The organism is Streptomyces rhizosphaerihabitans, assembly GCF_025399795.1.
GTDB classification, from domain to species: Bacteria; Actinomycetota; Actinomycetes; order Streptomycetales; family Streptomycetaceae; genus Streptomyces; species Streptomyces rhizosphaerihabitans.
In genome coordinates, this window is the sequence record NZ_JAODTZ010000025.1 from 20,615 (window position 1) to 38,040 (window position 17,426).

Here is a 17,426-nt window from a genome sequence, read left to right on the forward strand (position 1 = left end):
TGGACCACTGACGCCCCCACGGGGGCGGATCTCGGCGTTCCGGATCCGGTCCGCCCCGGGCCACGGACGGGCAGTAACGTTTCGCACGGTAACCATTCGCCACCCCAGGGTGACGGCCACGCCTTCGCCGCAACGTGCGGTGACCACCCGTTCGATACCCACTCTTTTCCGTCACGTTTCGCAGCAGGCGCACGAAAGCTACACAGAGACCCCACTATGTGACGCGACGAACGCGTTGACGACCACGTCTGAGGGGGGCTGTGGCGTCGCGCCAGGGGGTGGTCGGCTCCATGGGAGCGGTACTCACCCCTGCCCGGGGAGGGACTTCACCGCATGAAGCGGACCATTCGCACGACCGCGCTCACGGTCGGCGCGCTCATCACCTCGTTGGGCTTACCAGCCGGCACGGCGCACGCGGACACCGCCACAACCCGCATCGAACTGCGGGTTCTGATCGTGAGTGACGGCGGTCCGGCGACCGACGCCATCGCCGCCGAACTCTCCGCCGCCGGCACGCCCTACACCGAGGTCGACCTGCGGCAGTCCGGACGGCCGGTGATCGACGCCGGCTTCCTCGCGGACACCGTGGACGGCGTACCGCGCGCCAGGTTCCAGGCAGTCGTACTGCCCAACGACAACCCGTTCGCGGCGAACTCGCCCGAGATGGCGGCCCTCGCGGCCTACGAGCAGACGTACGCGATCCCGCAGGTCGACGCGTACACCTACGCGCGTCCGGAGGCCGGACTCCAGTACCCCGTCTTCGGTGGCTACTCCGGCAGCCTCGACGGCGTACAGGCGCAGGTCACGACGGCAGGCAAGGCCGGGCCCTTCGGCTATCTGGACGGGTCGGTGCCGTTCGAGGACAACTCCCCGGACGTGGGCGAGAGTTACGCCTACCTGTCGACGCCCGCCGCGGGAGCGGACTTCACTCCGTACGTCGACGCGCCGATCCCCGGACAGTCGACGCGAGGGTCCCTCGTGGGCGAGTACCGGCACGACGGACGGCGTGAGCTCGTCGTCACGTTCGTGTACAACCAGTACCAGGAGCAGTTCCGGCTGCTGGCACGCGGAATCGTGGAGTGGATGACCGGGGGCGTGCACCTCGGCGCCTCGCGCAACTACTTCGCCGTGCACGTCGACGATGTCCTCGCCGGTGACGACCGGTGGGACACCACGCTCAACTGCACGCCGGGCGACATCGACTGCCCGCAGGGCGAGGGGGTCGCGAACCCGATCCGGATGACCCCGGCCGACGTCGACTACGCGACCGACTGGGAGACCGGACGGAACTTCACTCTCGACCTGGCCTACAACGGCGCCAGCAGTGTCGACCAGCGCGAGGACAACAACGGTGCCGACCCGCTCGCCGACGAACTCGTCGCCGAGCGGGACCGGTTCCGCTGGATCAACCACACCTTCACCCACGCGTTCCTCGGCTGCGAGCAGGACACCACCGTGGTGCCGTGGAAGTGCGCGACGAACACCGACGGCAGCACCAAGTGGGTCAGCCGCACGACGATCGCCGACGAGATCGCGGCCAACCGCGCCTGGGGCCAGAACGCCGGACTCCCCCTGGACGACCAGGAGTTGGTCACCGGCGAGCACTCCGGCCTGAGGATCTCGCCGCAGCAGCCCGTCGACAACCCCAACCTCGCGCTCGCGCTCACGGACACCGGCGTCGCCTGGCTCGGCTCCGACAACTCCCGCGAGCCCGACCAGCGTCAGGCCGGTCCGGCCACGACCGTCCCCCGCTACCCGATGAACGTCTTCTACAACGCGGGGAAGGCGGCCGAAGAGATCGACGAGTACAACTGGATCTACACCGGCCGCGCCCAGGGCGGCAGCGGTATCTGCGAGGACCACCCGGACACCTCGACCTGTCTGTCGGCGCCGCTGAGCACCAGTACGGGCTACACCGACCACATCGTGCCGCTGGAGACCCGGATCGACCTCGGGCATGTGCTCGCGAACGACCCCAAGCCGCACTTCATCCACCAGTCGAACCTCGCGGAGGAGCGCATCGCCTACCCGGTGCTCGACGGCGTCCTCGACGGCTACGACAACCTGTTCGCGGACAACACCCCCGTGGTGAACCTGCGGATGAAGGACATCGGCATCGAACTGCGGCGTCGTGCCGCCTGGAAGGCGGCTGTCGGCGCCGGCCAGGTCACCGCCTACCGCGTCGGCGACACCGTCACCGTCCAGGCGCCGAGCGGAGTAGCGGTCACCGCCACGATGCCCACGGGCACCATGAACGGCACGGCGGGTTTCGGCGGCGCCTACGCCGGCGGAGTTTCCGGATGGACCGCACCGGGCGACACGGCGCTGACGCTCGGCCTGCCGTCGTCCTCCCCCGCCCTGTCCTCGACCCTCGACGCCGCACGGCAGCCCGCGACCAGCGGCGCGCCGGACGCCCGCGTTCCGGTGGGCGTCACCGAGCAGGTTCCCTACAGCCCGGACAACTGAGCCGCGCACCGACCGAAGGTCCCGGCCGCGCCATCAGCGGCCGGGACGGGCTCGACCACCCCAACCTCGGCCGTGGAGCACATCAATGCACGTTCCCCGCGGCGCGCGCAGCCTCAGCTCAACGCGCGTCACCCTGCTCACCGAAGGCACCTACCCGCACAGTCACGGCGGCGTCAGTGTCTGGTGCGACCAACTCGTCGACGGCATGCCCGACATCGACTTCGACGTCATCGCCGTCACCGGCACCGGACGCGAACCGATCGTGTGGGACATCCCCGCACAGGTCAGGGATGTCGTCGCGGTCCCCATGTGGGGGCCCGCGCCCGAAGGCCGGCCGCCCCGCGGGCGGCGCCGCAACCAACTCACCGCAGCCTACGAACAGTTCCTGACCGCTCTGCTCGACCCGTGCGCCGAGGACCGGTTCGCCACCGCTCTGTACTCGATGGCGCAGGCCGCGGCCGGCGGGATGCTGAGTCCCTTCCTGCGCGGCGACAGCGCGATCAGCGTCCTGACCGGGGTGTGGAACCGTCCCGGGCTGGCCGTCCGCGAGGCCCGGCCGACCCTGCACGACGCCATCACCGCGACCGCTCTGCTGGAGCACGCGCTGCGGCCGTTGGCCGCGCCGCTGCCCGAGCACGGGGTGGCGCACGCCGTCAGCGGCGGCGTCGCCGTACTGCCGGGTCTGGCCGCGCTCGAACGGCACGGCGTACCCCTGTTGCTGACCGAGCACGGCGTCTATCTGCGCGAGCGTTATCTCGGCTACCGCACCGCCCCGTACCGCTGGCCGGTGAAAGCCGTCGTGCTGGGCTTCTTCCGGCTGCTCGCTGAGGAGACGTACCGGCGCGCCGCCCTGATCACCCCGGGCAACCGGTACAACCGGCTGTGGGAGGAACAGGGCGGTGCCGCACCCGAGTCGATCCGCACCGTCTACAACGGCGTGGACCCGGCCGCGTTCCCGCCGGCGGGCCCGGAGCCCGAGCGTCCGACCCTGAGCTGGGCCGGACGCGTCGACCCGATCAAGGACCTGGAGACCCTGATCCGGGCGTTCGCCCTCGTACGGGCCGAACTCCCGGACGCGCGGCTCAGGTTGTTCGGCGGCACACCGCGCGGCGGCGAGGCCTACCGCGAACGCTGCGAGGCCCTGGCCGCCGAACTGGGGCACGCGGACGCGGTCACCTTCGAGGGCCGGGTGGACGACATCAAGGACGCCTACGCGGCGGGCAATGTCGTGATGCTCTCCAGCATCAGCGAGGGCTTCCCGTTCACCCTGATCGAGGCCATGTCGTGCGGACGGGCGACCGTGTCCACGGATGTGGGCGGGGTGCGCGAGGCCGTCGGCGACAGCGGTCTCGTCGTCCCGCCGCGGGATCCGGGCGCCATGGCCGCCGCCGCGCTGGGACTGCTGGGCGATCCCGGGCGCCGTCGCTCGATGGGCGAGGCGGCCAGGCTGCGGGTCATCGAGCAGTTCACCCTGCGGCAGACCGTCGACACCTTCCGGACCATCTACCTGGAACTGTCGGCGCTCGGCCGGATCGTCCCCGGAGTTCCCGAGACGGCCGACGTCGCGCTCGCGGCACCGGATGGCCCGGCGGCTCCGTCCAAACCGAGGAGCCTGGCCGGATGAGCGGACCGATGGCCTTGGAGCCCGGCAGCACGGGAGGCGACACCCTGTCCCTGCGGCTCGCCGACGGCCGCACGCCCGCCTTGTCCGTGCCCGGCCACGGCCCGGACCCGGGCGCGGTCGACCGGCTCGCCGCCGAGCTGGCGGACGGCGTGGGGCCTGCCGTCCACCCGTACGAGGTGGCGGCGCTGCTGGAGTCGGAGGGGCTGACCGCCGAGGTCATCCAGGAGCGGTACGGACACCCGAACCTCTTCTCGCTCGCCTCCGCGCTGTACGAGCGGGTGCCGCGCACCTTTCCCGAACCACCGCGACCGGCCGACCCGTGGCGTCCGGACCATGTGCGCTGCGGGCTGCGCGGGGCGCTGTTCGCCCTGCCGGGCCTCGCCTATCTGCTCACCGGGCGGCTGTGGCACGCGAGCGGGGATCTCGACGTGCTGGTGGTAGCCGGACTCGTCTCCTGGGCGTGGGGCCAGGCGCTCGGGCACCGCGCCTACCTGCGCATGACCACGGGCCGTCGCGAGGCCGGCCGGACCCTGCTCAAGGGGGCACCGCTCGGCGCGCTCGTCGCGACGGCGACCGGGGCGCTGGTCGCCGGGTCCGGCACGGCTGTCGGGGTCGCCGCCGCGCAGTCGGTGTATCTCGCGGCGGCCGGGGTGCTGCTGGTACTGGGCGCGGAACGGCCGCTGCTGGCCGCGCTCACCCCGCTGATCGCCGGCGCGACGGCGCTGCCCTGGTGGGACCCGGGGACCGCGGGACGCATCGCTCTGCCGCTGCTGTCCGTGCTCGGCGCGGTCGCCGTGGCCGGCTGGGCGCTGCGGGCCACGCTCGCCGTCCCGCCGGCCACGGGCGGCGAGCGTCCGTCGCTGCTGCGGTCTCTGCCGTACGGCCTGTTCGGACTGTCCGCCGGGGTGCTGGTGCTGCTGGAGGGACGCCAGCACCCGTACGCCGTGATCGTGCTGACCGTGAGCATGGGACCGGCGGAGTGGCTGCTGTACCGGTATCGCGGTATGTCGGTGGCGGCACTGCGGACGACGGCGACTCCGGCCGCCTTCCTGCTGCGTTCGACCGGCATCCTCGGCCTCTGCCTGCTCGGCTACGTCCTCCCGCTGCTGCCCGCGGCCCTGCTCACCGGCGCGGAGCCGGCCCCGCTGCTGCTGCTCGCGGTCACCTTGTGGACCGCGTTGCTGCTCCAGGCCTTCGGGGTGGCCTGGCCACCGGCCGCGGTCTGTCTGACGGCGGCCTGCGGGGCCGCCTCGACCACCGTGCTCCGTCCCCCGCCGAGCGCCGCCGTTCTGACCCTGTTCTGCGGCACGGCCGCCCTCTGTCTCACCGCGTGTGCCGTGCGGCTGCTGGGACGACCGGCGCCACACGCCTGAGCCACCACGCACGGCCCGCCCGAACACCACGCACGGCCCGTCCGGGACAAGCCCCGACGGTAGCCACGCACTCATCCGAAATCGCACATCACATGAGCAACCAACCGGAAGGATCTACGAGTTGACTACCGAACCGCTCGCCGCCGTCACCGGAGCCGAGGGTTTCATCGGCTCCCACCTCACCGAGGCACTGGTCGCCTCCGGGCATCGCGTGAGGGCCATGGCGCAGTACAACTCCTTCTCCTCGTACGGCTGGCTGGAGACTCTGCACCCCGACGTCCTGGACCAGGTGGACATCGTCCTCGGCGACGTCCGGGATCCGGGCTCGGTCCGCGGTCTGGTCGAAGACGCCGACTGCGTCTACCACTTGGCGGCGCTCATCGCGATCCCGTACTCCTACCGGGCGCCGCACAGTTATGTGGACACCAACGTCACCGGCACCCTCAATGTGCTGGAGGCGGTGTGCGCGCTCGGCACGCCCCGGCTCGTACACACCTCCACCAGCGAGACGTACGGCACCGCGCAGACCGTGCCGATCACCGAGGACCACCCCATCAACACCCAGTCCCCGTACGCCGCTTCGAAGGCGGGCGGGGACCGGCTGGCCGACAGCTACCACGCGAGCTTCGACACGCCGGTGGTGACGCTGCGGCCGTTCAACACCTTCGGCCCGCGCCAGTCGATGCGCGCGGTCATTCCCACCGTCATCGGCCAGGTGGCCGCGGGCGAACGCACCATCACCCTCGGCGATCTGCGGCCCACCCGCGACTTCACCTTCGTCAAGGACACCGCCCAGGCCTTCCTCTCGGTGGGTACGGCGCCCGCGGAACAGGTCGTGGGCCGGACCTTCAACGCCGGTACGGGCGGCGAGATCTCGGTCGGCGACCTGGTGGCTCTGATCGGCAAGGTGATGGACACCGCCCTCGACGTGCGCGAGGACGCGGGGCGCATCCGGCCGGCCAACTCCGAGGTGATGCGGCTGGTCGCCGATGCGACCCGGCTCGCCGAGGCGACCGGCTGGAGCCCCGCCCACGACCTGGCACAAGGCCTCGCGCGGACCGTGGAGTTCTTCCGCGAACCGGCGAACCTGGCCCGCTACAAGACCGGCATCTACAACATCTGACCCCGTCCGGCACGTCCCACGAAGGAGGAGCACCATGCACGCAGTGATTCTCGCGGGAGGCAAGGGCGTCCGGCTGCGGCCCTACACCACCGCCCTGCCCAAGCCGCTCGTTCCCATCGGCGACCAGCACGCCATCCTGGAGATCGTTCTCCGCCAGCTCGCCTCGGCCGGGTTCACCAGTTGCACGATCGCCATAGGCCACCTGGGCGAGATCATCCGCGCCTACGTCGGCGACGGCACCCAATGGGGCATGGCCGTCGACTACTCCACCGAGGAGAGCCCGCTCGGCACGATGGGCCCCCTGCTGACCATGCGGGACCGGCTGCCCGAGTCGTTCCTCGTGATGAACGGCGACGTGCTCACCGACCTCGACTTCGACGACGTCCTGGTACAGCACCGGAGTTCGGGGGCACCGCTGACGATCGCGACGTACGCGCGCAAGGTGCAGATCGACTTCGGTGTGCTGACCACCGACGACAGCAAGGTGGTCGCCTTCACCGAGAAGCCGAGCATCGACTACCGCGTCTCCATGGGCGTGTACGGTCTGTCGCGGTCCACGCTCGAAGGCTATACACCGGGGCTGCCGCTGGGCTTCGACGAGCTGGTCCTCGACCTGCTGCGGAGCCGCAACGAGCCGCACGCCTACGACTTCGACGGGTACTGGCTCGACATCGGCCGCCCGGATGACTACGACCGGGCCAACGCCGAATTCACCACCCGCAAGTCGCTGTTGCTCAAGGGAGCCTGAACACCGCATGCGCATTCTCGTCCTGGGCCTCACCGGCTATCTGGGCGGCCATGTCGTCGAGCACCTGCACACCCTTCAGGGCGTGCAGGTGCTCGGCGGCGGCCGCTCGCCCGCCGCGGAGTTCGGCATCGACCTGGCCACCGCTCGCAAGGAGCGACTGGTTGCGACCCTGGCGGCGGCCGCACCCGACGCCGTGATCAACTGCGCCGGCGCGACCGGCGGCGACGCCGTGACCCTCGCCGAGGTCAACTCCCGTGGTCCCGCGATTCTTTGCGCGGCGCTGCGCGAGGCGGCGCCGACCGCCCGGCTGGTCCATCTGGGCTCGGCCGCCGAATACGGTCCCGGCGTCCGCGACACCAGCGTGACCGAGTCCGCCGCCACCAGCCCCGTCACCCCGTACGGGGCCACCAAGCTCGCCGGCACGGTCACCGTCATCACCTCCGGTCTCGACGCGGTGGTGCTGCGAGTGGGCAACCCGGTCGGGCCCGGGGCGCCGGCCGCCGGGCTGCCGGGCCGGATCGCGGGACTGCTCCGCGAGGCCGGCTCCGGCCCGGACGCGGTGATCCGCCTGGGCGACCTGTCGGCGTACCGCGACTTCGTGGACGTACGCGATGTGGCGCGGGCGGCGGTGTCCGCGGCGACGACCCCCGGACGGCTGCCACGCGTCCTCAACATCGGGAGCGGAAAGGCCGTTCCCGTGCGCGACCTGGTGGACGGCCTGGCGCGCGTCGCCGGGTTCCGGGGGCGCATCGAGGAGAACGGCGGCGGTTCCGCCCGCTCGGGCGAGGTGTCGTGGCAGTGCTCCGACATCACCGCCGCGGGGGAAGCCCTCGGCTGGCGGCCGGCCCTGACGCTCGACGACTCACTGGCGGCGCTCTGGACGGCGGTTGCGGGACCCGCTCCCGTACCGTGCCCCGAAGACGACCGGACGCCATGAGCCTGCTGATTCCGCTGTATGTCCACCCGGGCGAGGACCCGGGCGCCTGGCACCGTCTGATCAGGTCGGCCGACCGTACGTACGGGGTCGTCATCAACCCGGCCGACGGGCCGGGCGAGGGACCGGATCCCGCGTTCACCGCGGCGGCGGACGCGCTGCGGTCGGCGGGCGCCCGGCTGCTCGGCTATGTCGACACCGCCTACGGCGCACGCGATCCGGACATCGTCGCGGACGAGGTCCTGCGGCACCGGGACTGGTACGGGACGGAAGGGTGTTTCCTCGACCAGGTGGCACCGACGGCGGAGGCGCTGCCCGACTGCAAGCGGCTGGTGCAGAGCCTGCGCCGGCTCGGCGCGGCCCCGGTGGTGCTGAACACGGGTGTCCACCCGGTGCCGGGGTACGCCCGCTTCGCCGATCTGCTCGTCACGTTCGAGGGTCACTGGTCCACGTATGTGTCGGCGTTCAGCAGACCGGCGTGGACCGCCCGGCATCCGGCCGAGCGGTTCTGTCATCTGGTCTACGGAGTCCCCGAGGCGCTCGTTCCGCTCGCCGTTCGCACCGCGCGTGAGCGCGGTGCGGCGGTGGCCGGGCCGGTGACGGGCGAACTCCCCAATCCGTGGGCGCGGTTGACGCCCGCCCTGAGCGAGCCGGAGTCCTGAGCGGTACACATCCCGATCTCCTTTCCAGGTCTCCGACCTCCTTTCCATCTCTTTGATGGCATGTCTCGGTCAAATCTGCGAGGCTTCCTGGTGCCGTCGCCCTGACCCCAGGGTGACGGCACGGAAATCTCACCAAGCGACCGCGCGCACCCGCGCGCGGCCCGCGGCCACCCAGCGGCGCACCCCAGTCGTCCCGGGCGGCCACCGAGCAGGCCGGAATCCCGGCCGCCTCAAAGGAGTTTCGTGTGAGACCGACCCCCCTCAAGGCCCTGGCGGCACGCGTCCTCGTCGTCGCCGCCCTGGCCGCAGTCTCGCTCCCCAGCACCCCCGTGGCGGCCTCGCCGCGGACAGCACCGGCGGCAGCGGCCGCCTGCACCCCGGCACAGGTGGTGACCAACGGCGGCTTCGAGAGCGGTACTTCGCCCTGGACCCAGTCCTCGACCACCGTGATCACCAGCCGCACGGGCCAGAGCGCCCACGGCGGCACCAGCTTCGCCTGGCTGGACGGCGTGGGCAGCACCCACACCGACACGCTCTCGCAGAGCGTCACGATCCCGTCCGGCTGCAGCAGTGCCAGCCTCACCTTCTGGCTGCACATCGACACGGCGGAGACGACCTCGTCGACGGCCTACGACAAGCTCACGGCGAAGATCGGCAGCACGACGCTGGCGACGTACTCGAACCTCAACAAGGCGTCCGGGTACGCCCAGAAGACGTTCGACGTGTCGGCCTTCGCGGGCCAGACGGTGACCGTCGCCTTCACCGGCACCGAGGACTCCAGCCTCCAGACGAGCTTCGTCCTCGACGACATCGCCCTCAACACCTCGGGGGGCACGACCCCGCCGGCCGACTCGACCCGCACACCCGCCGCCCCCGGATACACGGTCAGCCTGACCAGCAACACGAGCGGCACCGGCTGGACCGGTCACGAGAGCGTGACCTTCACCAACGCCTCCTCCACCGCGCTCAGCGAGGTGTATCTGAGGCTGTGGGACAACTACCACGGCACCTGCTCCGCGATGCCCATCGCCGTCAGCAACGTCAGCGGCGGTACCGCGGGCGCCCTCTCGGTCGGCTGCACGGCCCTCCAGATCAGCCTGACGTCACCGGTGGCACAGGGCCAGAGCGCGACGATCGGCTTCGACCTGGGCATCACCGTGCCCAGCGGCGCCGACCGGTTCGGCTACGACGGGGCCTTCAGCATGGTCGGCAACGCGCTGCCCGTGCTCGCGGTCAAGGACGGCGCCGGCTGGCACCTGGACCCGTACACCAACAACGGCGAGTCCTTCTACTCGCTGGCCGCCGACTTCAAGGTGACCCTCGACCACCCGACGAGCATCCTCGTCCCGGCCACCGGCACCTCGGTGGACACCGCCGGCTCCAGCGGTCGCACGATCACCACGGCCACCGCGTCCAAGGTCCGTGACTTCGCCTGGGCCGCCGGGCCGTTCACCAAGATCTCCGGCACCTCCTCCGCCGGCACCGCGATCAACATCTACTCCGTCACCGGCATCAGCTCCGCCAACGCCCAGTCCATGCTGACCACCGCCAAGTCCGCCGTGGACGCCCACGCGGCGCGCTTCGGCGCCTACCCGTACGGCGAGCTGGACGCGGTGATCGACAACAACTACTGGTTCGGCGGCATGGAGTACCCCGGGTTCGTCCTCGACCTGGTCAGCACCACGGCGCTCACCCACGAGATCGGTCACCAGTGGTTCTACGGGATCGTCGGCGACGACGAGTACAACAGCCCGTGGCTCGACGAGTCGTTCACCGACTACGCCACCGACCTGGCGCAGGGCCTCACCGGCACCAACTGCTGGAACAGCACCTCCTGGGCCTCGACCGCCGAGAAGATCACCAACTCGATGGCCTACTGGGACACGCACTCGTCCCGCTACTCCACGGTCGTCTACGGCTACGGCAAGTGCGCGCTGCACGACCTGCGGCGCGTGCTCGGCGACACCGTCATGGCCAAGCTCCTCAAGGACTACGCCACGTCGCACTGGTACGGCGTCTCGACCACGGCCGAGTTCAAGGCGGCCGCCCAGGCCGCCACGACCACGGACCTGACGTCGTTCTGGACGACCCACCGCATCGACGGCTGACGGATCACCGTATCGGCAGCTGACTGATCTCCGGTTCGCCGCGGTGGCGCCTTCGGGCGTCACCGCGGCGCGCATGGTCCGCCGGGTCGCGGGCAGGTTCCGCCGTACGGCGGCTCCCGGTCCGGGAGCACGGCACCCGATCATGGTCGGATGAGCCGCCGTGCTCGGCACGAGGAGACGTCATGCTGTTGGTACCGCCCCCGTTCGACCCCGAACTCGGCGTCGCCCTCGCGGCGGTCGGCCCGTCCACGCCGTCCGGGCCGAGCCTGGCGGACATCGCCGCCCTGCGCGCGGAGCCGGAGCTCGCGGTGCCCGCGTACGACCTCACCGGCGGCGGCGCCTTCGAGACCACCGACCTCACGGTCCCGGGGCCCAAGGGCGCTCCCGACATCTCGCTGTTCGTCGTCAGGCCTCTCGCGCCCCCGAAGGACGGGCCGCGCCCGGTGATCTACCACTCCCACGGCGGCGGCATGGTCCTCGGGACCAACCGGGCCGGGGTGGAGGTCGTCCTGGAATGGGCGGAGGAACTCGACGCGGTCGTGGTGTCCGTGGAGTACCGGCTGGCGCCCGAACATCCGTACCCGGCCGGGGTGGAGGACGTCTACGCCGGTCTGCTGTGGACGGCGCGGCACGCCGGGGAGTTCGGCGGTGACCCGGAGCGGATCGTCGTCGCGGGAGCCAGCGCGGGCGGCGGCCTGACCGCGGCGCTCGCCCTGCTCGCCCGGGACCGCGAGGGACCCCGGCCGCTCGGGCAGGTCCTGATGTATCCGATGCTCGACGACCGCAACGACACTCCGTCCGCACACCAGATGGCGGGCGTCGGCGCCTGGGACCGTACGGCCAACTCGACCGCCTGGACGGCCGTGCTGGGCGATGCCCGCGGCGGCCCGGACGTGCCCGCCTATGCCGCCCCGGCGCGGGCCTCGGACCTGTCCGGGCTGCCCCCGGCCTTTCTCGACGTCGGGTCCGCGGAGACCTTCCGGGACGAGGTCGTCGACTACGCGTCGCGGATCTGGCAGGCCGGCGGAGTGGCCGAACTGCATGTGTGGCCCGGCGGTTTCCACGGCTTCGACTCCTTCGCCCCGCACACCGGGCTCGCGCGGACCGCCCGTGCCGCCCGCGTCACGTGGCTGCGCAGGCTCCTCGCACCGTGAGAGCCGAACACCCGCCGCACCCGCAGTTGTTCAGACAGGCAGGAGACGGCCGATCAGCGCGCTGAGCTGCTGGGCGTTGCGGCACTCGTGCATCTCCACGAGCTCGGCGTAGACGAGGGCGGCCGAGTCGCCCGTGCCCCACTGCGAGCGTGCCTCGGGGTTCAGCCAGTAGGCACGGCGGGCCTGCCGGGTGAGCTGCCTGACGGCGGGCAGATTCGGATCGCTCATGTTCGTACGGGCGTCGCCGAGCACGAAGACGGTCGACCGGGAGCCGACCGCCCCGGTGTACCGCTCGGCGAACTCGCCGAACGCGACGCCGTAGTCACTGCTGCCGTGCCAGCCCGTGATCGTCGCCTCCGAGCGGATCCTGGCGCTCAGTCCCCCGGGGTCGGCGGCACCGGGCCCGATCAGCCCGGTCACCTCGTCGACCCGGTTGACGAAGGCGAACACCCGCACCTTGCTGAACTGGTCGTGCAACGCCTGCACGAGCAGCATCGTGAAGTCCGAGAAGCCCGACACCGATCCCGACACATCGCACAGCAGCACCAGTTCGGGCCGCGCGGGACGGCGCCTGCGCAGCACGGGGCGCATCGGCACCCCGCCCGTGGACAGCGATCCCCGCAGGGTCCGGCGCAGATCGATACTGCCCCGACTGGCACGGCGGCGACGCGCGGCGAGCCGGGTGGCCAGCTTGCGCGCCAACGGCTGTACGACCTTGCGCAGTTCGGCGAGCCGGTCCCGTCCGGCGAACAGGAAGTCGACGCGGTCGGCGGTCGGGGCCACCGCGCGCCGGGCGATCTCGTCACGGTCGCGCCGCTCGGCGATCCGGCGCCGCGCCTCCGTCGCCACCTGCCCGCGGAACACCTCGATGCGCCGCCGGATCTCGTCCTCAAGCAGCCGGTCGGTGAACCCCGCCCCGCCGCCCTGCGCACGGACCGTGTCCCGCGCGCGGGACATCAGGGTCTGCGGTCGCAGCCGGTCGAGTGTCTGGTACGAGGACCAGCCGTCCGTGGCCGTCGTGCCCCCGTAGCCGCCGAACCCGTCGACGGCCTCGATGGCCAACTGGCCCATGAGCGCTTGGTCGTTGGCGGCCAGGGCGGCCGCCAGGCGGTCCCGCAGGTCGTCCCGGTCCGCAGGCCCCGCGCCGTCCGGTGCCCCGACACCTCTCGGGAAGTACACGTCGAAGACGGGGTCGAACACCCGCCGCTGGCCCGGATTGTGGAGCAGGGTCGCGGCCAGCCCTTCCCTCAGCCGGTCACGGTCAGCGAAGCCCAGCGCCGCCACCGCCTGGGCCGCGTCCACCGTCTCGCCCGTGCCGATCCGCACGCCGTGCGAGCGCAGCGCGCCGACCAGTCCCGTCAGCCGGTCGGCGACACCGGCCGTCGGCACGGCGGCGTTCACACGGCGCCCAGGTCGAGCTTGGCCGCCGCCTTCAGTACGTCGTCCTGATGCTTGAGGATCACGCCGAGGCTGTCGCGTACGACGTTCTCGTCGAGGGTTTCGGCGCCCAGGGCCAGCAGCGTGCGGGCCCAGTCGATGGTCTCGGCGACGGAGGGGACCTTGCGCAGGTCCATCTCCCGCAGCGCCCCGACGACCCGCACCACGGACTCGGTGAGCGCCTCGTCGAGTCCGGGCACCTTCAGTCGTACGATCCGGCGCTCCAACTCCTCGTCGGGGAAGCCGATGTGGAGGAACAGGCAGCGGCGGCGCAGGGCCTCGGACAGCTCGCGGCTCGCGTTCGAGGTGAGCACCACGAAGGGGCGGCTGGTCGCCGCGATCGTGCCCAGCTCGGGGACGGTGACCTGGAAGTCGCTGAGCACTTCGAGCAGCAGGCCCTCCACCTCGACGTCGGCCTTGTCGGTCTCGTCGATCAGCAGGACCTTCGGGTCGTCGCCGCGGATGGCGGTCAGCAGCGGCCGCGCCAGCAGGAACTCCTCGCTGAAGATGTCCGTGCGCGTCTCGTCCCACGTCTCGTCACGGCCGGCGGTGATGCGCAGCAGCTGCTTGGCGTGGTTCCACTCGTACAGCGCCCGTGACTCGTCGACGCCTTCGTAGCACTGGAGGCGGATCAGCCGGGCCCCGGCGACCTGCGCGACGGCCTTGGCGAGTTCGGTCTTGCCGACGCCGGCGGGGCCCTCCACCAGGAGGGGTTTGCCGAGGCGGTCGGCCAGGAAGACCGTCGTGGCGACGGCGGGCGAGGCCAGATAGCCCACCTCGGCGAGCCGTGCGGAGACCTCGTCGACGGATGTGAACAGCAACGGGGCCTCCAGCACGCGCGGACGAGGTCGGGCTCACTATCTAAGCGCTTGTTCACCCCGCTGTCACGTGTGACGGCCCCCACGGCGCAAGGGGTGGCTGCCGCCCGGGACCGCCCCGCGGCGCAGCGAGACCGTCAGGCGCGACGGCCCCGCGGCACAGGGCCTGCTGTACGCGCGCCCGCCCCACGACGCCACGACGGGAAGCCCCGGGAGGCCGTTCCGGCCTAAGGGCTGTCCCGTAATCCCCGGCGGGCGCACGACGACAGCTACGGCACCTCGCCGCGTTGTCGGATCGCCCGAATACGCCCAGTATGAGGACGACCCTCCGCCTTGCGATGCACCGCATCTGACGCCGCGCGCTGATCCACCGGGGATTACGGGACAGCCCTTAGGAGACCCGCAGCACGATCTTGCCCCGCCGGTGCTCGCGTTCGAGGGCCGCGTAGGCCCCGGGGGCGCTCTCCAGGGGAACGATCCGGTCGACCTGCGGGACCAGCCGGCCCGCCTCGACGAGTGCCGTCAGCTCCTCCAGACCGGCGCGGTCCGGCTCGACCACGAAGAACACCCCTTGGACGTCCACCCCGTCCGGAGGTGTCGGCGGTGCGACGATGCTGACCAGGACTCCGCCCGGACGCAGCACCTGCCAGGAACGGTCCAGGGTGGCCCCGCCCACCGTGTCGAACACGACGTCCGCGTCCTTCACCTCGGCCTCGAAGCGCTGACCGGCGTAGTCGATCACGGTGTCCGCGCCCAGGCCACGGACGAAGTCCGCGTCCCGGGCCGCCGCTGTGGCCGTCACCTCGGTCCCCAGCGCGGCCGCGACCTGGACCGCGAACGAGCCCACGCCGCCCGCCCCGCCGTGCACCAGCACCCGCTGTCCCGGCGTGACGCCGGCATGAGCGACAAGCCCCTGCCATGCCGTCAGACCCGCGAGCGGCAGCGCGGCCGTCCGCTCGTGGTCGAGCGACCCCGGCTTCGCGGCGAGATCCGCCGCCGGAACGGTCACGTACTCGGCCGCGGCCCCGTCCCGGGTGAAGGGAATCAGGCCGTAGACCGCTTCGCCGGGCCTGAAGTCCGTGACACCGTGCCCGAGCTCGGCCACGACACCGGAGACCTCCTTGGACGGTACGACCGGCAGTCGCGGGCTGCCGCTGCCGTCGAAGCTGTCGGTCCAGGTCGCGTCCCAGCCCAGCTCCCCCGAGGTGACCGACGCCGCCCGCACCTCGACCAGCACGTCACCGGGACCGGGGACCGGCCTCGGCGCGACCTCGTAGATCAGTTCCTCCGGGCCGCCCCGCCGATGACCGCGCACCGCGTGCATCGTGCCGTTCATCCGCTTCCTCCTCATCGGGACGGCACAGGGCCGCCGTCGAGTCGATCGCCATCGGGTCCTCCGGCTCCGGCGCGGACCGGCCGTTCTTCACGATAGATCCGGGACCGGCGGCTTTCCTGCCGGGCTCGTACGTCCCGCCGTCGCGAGAGCGGGACCGGCGGCTTTCCCGCGGGGCTCGGCCGGTGCCTCGTACCGCCGCGGGAACGGGCTCCTGGGTCGTCGAGGACCGCGGGACCTGATGGCCCTGCCGCCGGGATCGGTCCCCCGGCCGCCCGCGGAAAGGCGTACGGCCGGCGGAGAGGTCCGACCCGTCACCACGGGGGGAGCGACGGGCCGGACCCTCCGCCCACGGTGCCATGCCCGGATCGCGTCGCGCAGTGCCTTCGCGAAGTCCCGCACGGCACGGTTCACGGCCTCCCGGCGCCATGGCCCCCTGACCTGCCCGGTCCTCCCGCCGGTCCACATCGACCGCCTGCGACAATCTGCGGTGGCGCCGGTACTCGACGCGGCGTGCCGCGAACGATGGAGGAGCTTGTGCCACTGCCGTCACGCCCCTTGCGAAAGCTGGGCTTCCTGACCATCGGCCTTTTCGACGAGAACGACCCCGGGCGCGGCCACGAGTCCACACTCGGCATCATCGAACTGGGCGAGCGGCTTGGCTTCGACAGCGCATGGCTGCGACACCGCCATCTCCAGTACGGCATCTCCTCGCCCGTCGCCGTCCTGGCCGCCGCCTCGCAGCGCACCCGCCGCATCGAACTCGGGACGGCGGTGATCCCCGTGGGCTGGGAGAACCCGCTGCGCCTCGCCGAGGACCTGGCGACCGTCGACGTGCTGGCCGGCGGCCGTCTCAACCCGGGAGTCAGCGTCGGCCCGCCGCTGCACTACGAGCGGGTGAAGCACGCTCTGTATCCCGACACGGCCGAGAGTGAGGACTTCGGATACGCGCGCGTGGAACGGCTGTTGGACTTCGTGCGCGGCAAGCCGGCCACCGGCTTCAGCGGGACGGAGGGTTTCGAGGTCTTCTCGGACCGCGTACAGCCGCATTCCCCCGGCCTGGGCCACCGCATGTGGTACGGCGGCGGCAGCCTGCGGTCGGCGCGGTGGGCCGGCGAACACGGCATGAACTTCCTGACCAGCAGCGTCGTCAAGGCGGAGGACTCCGAGGACTTCGCCGAGGTCCAGCTCTCCCACGTACGGGCCTTCCGCGCCCGTCATCCGGAAGGCGACCGTGCCCGCGTCTCGCAGGGGCTCGTCGTGATCCCCACCGACAGCGCCTCACCCGAGCAGCGCGCAAGGTACGAGGAGTACGTCCTGGGGCGGCTGGCGCGCACGACGACACCGCAGGGGCCGGCGCGCCTGATGTTCGCGCCGGACCTCGTCGGCAGCTCCGACCACATCGCCGAACAGCTCTACGCCCAGGCCGCGTTCAGGGAGATCGACGAGGTGGCGTTCGCCCTTCCGTTCACCTTCGGCCACGAGGACCACGTGCAGATCCTCACCGACATCGCCACGAAGCTGGGCCCGGCGCTCGGGTGGCGGCCGGCCGCCTGAACGAGGCCCGAGAACCCGCCGGGTGGCGTGATCCCCCGGCGGGTTCGGGTCGGCGTCGGCATGTGGTCCCCGCCGACCCGGAGCGTCTC

13 protein-coding genes are annotated in these 17,426 nt (G+C 71.7%); 10 read left to right on the forward strand and 3 right to left on the reverse strand.

All coding sequences use genetic code 11. The annotated features are described in order from the left end of the window. Positions 1–333: 333 nt before the first annotated feature. From N4G66_RS24095 to N4G66_RS24135, 9 genes are all read left to right on the forward strand, one after another. Positions 334–2,466, forward strand: coding sequence for a hypothetical protein (locus N4G66_RS24095; RefSeq protein WP_261706257.1), 2,133 nt, complete (start codon positions 334–336; stop codon positions 2,464–2,466). Between the two features lie 85 nt (positions 2,467–2,551). Next, a complete protein-coding gene (pelF, locus tag N4G66_RS24100) occupies positions 2,552–4,090 on the forward strand; it encodes a GT4 family glycosyltransferase PelF (protein ID WP_261706258.1) in 1,539 nt (512 codons plus the stop codon). Then, positions 4,087–5,463, forward strand: coding sequence for a hypothetical protein (locus N4G66_RS24105; protein ID WP_261706259.1), 1,377 nt, complete (start codon positions 4,087–4,089; stop codon positions 5,461–5,463). The genes pelF and N4G66_RS24105 overlap by 4 nt, the downstream gene beginning before the upstream one ends. 121 nt (positions 5,464–5,584) lie before the next feature. Continuing rightward, positions 5,585–6,586, forward strand: a complete 1,002-nt coding sequence (locus N4G66_RS24110) for an SDR family NAD(P)-dependent oxidoreductase (RefSeq protein ID WP_261706260.1) — start codon at positions 5,585–5,587, stop codon at positions 6,584–6,586. Positions 6,587–6,620: 34 nt separating this feature from the next. Next, positions 6,621–7,334, forward strand: coding sequence for a nucleotidyltransferase family protein (locus tag N4G66_RS24115; RefSeq protein ID WP_261706261.1), 714 nt, complete (start codon positions 6,621–6,623; stop codon positions 7,332–7,334). Between the two features lie 7 nt (positions 7,335–7,341). Continuing rightward, positions 7,342–8,271 carry an NAD-dependent epimerase/dehydratase family protein gene (locus N4G66_RS24120; RefSeq protein ID WP_261706262.1) on the forward strand — a complete coding sequence of 310 codons (930 nt, stop codon included), beginning with the start codon at positions 7,342–7,344 and terminating at the stop codon, positions 8,269–8,271. After that, positions 8,268–8,930: a spherulation-specific family 4 protein gene (locus tag N4G66_RS24125; RefSeq protein ID WP_261706263.1), complete on the forward strand. Its 663-nt coding sequence runs from the start codon at positions 8,268–8,270 to the stop codon at positions 8,928–8,930. The genes N4G66_RS24120 and N4G66_RS24125 overlap by 4 nt, the downstream gene beginning before the upstream one ends. A gap of 245 nt (positions 8,931–9,175) precedes the next feature. Further along, positions 9,176–11,038, forward strand: a complete 1,863-nt coding sequence (locus tag N4G66_RS24130; RefSeq protein ID WP_261706264.1) for a M1 family aminopeptidase — start codon at positions 9,176–9,178, stop codon at positions 11,036–11,038. A 182-nt stretch (positions 11,039–11,220) separates the two neighbouring features. Next, the gene (locus N4G66_RS24135) at positions 11,221–12,192 is read left to right on the forward strand and encodes an alpha/beta hydrolase (protein ID WP_261706265.1); all 972 of its coding nucleotides are present in this window, start codon (positions 11,221–11,223) and stop codon (positions 12,190–12,192) included. Between the two features lie 30 nt (positions 12,193–12,222). Here N4G66_RS24135 and N4G66_RS24140 read toward each other — a convergent pair whose 3' ends face one another. From N4G66_RS24140 to N4G66_RS24150, 3 genes are all read right to left on the reverse strand, one after another. Further along, the gene (locus tag N4G66_RS24140) at positions 12,223–13,593 is read right to left on the reverse strand and encodes a vWA domain-containing protein (protein WP_261706266.1); all 1,371 of its coding nucleotides are present in this window, start codon (positions 13,591–13,593) and stop codon (positions 12,223–12,225) included. Further along, the gene (locus N4G66_RS24145; protein WP_261706352.1) at positions 13,590–14,447 is read right to left on the reverse strand and encodes an AAA family ATPase; all 858 of its coding nucleotides are present in this window, start codon (positions 14,445–14,447) and stop codon (positions 13,590–13,592) included. The genes N4G66_RS24140 and N4G66_RS24145 overlap by 4 nt, the downstream gene beginning before the upstream one ends. A 391-nt stretch (positions 14,448–14,838) precedes the next feature. Continuing rightward, positions 14,839–15,783: an NADP-dependent oxidoreductase gene (locus tag N4G66_RS24150; RefSeq protein ID WP_261706267.1), complete on the reverse strand. Its 945-nt coding sequence runs from the start codon at positions 15,781–15,783 to the stop codon at positions 14,839–14,841. Positions 15,784–16,317: 534 nt separating this feature from the next. Between N4G66_RS24150 and N4G66_RS24155 the strand changes: the two genes are divergently transcribed. After that, the gene (locus N4G66_RS24155) at positions 16,318–17,337 is read left to right on the forward strand and encodes an LLM class flavin-dependent oxidoreductase (RefSeq protein ID WP_261706268.1); all 1,020 of its coding nucleotides are present in this window, start codon (positions 16,318–16,320) and stop codon (positions 17,335–17,337) included. The last annotated feature ends 89 nt before the right edge of the window (positions 17,338–17,426 follow it).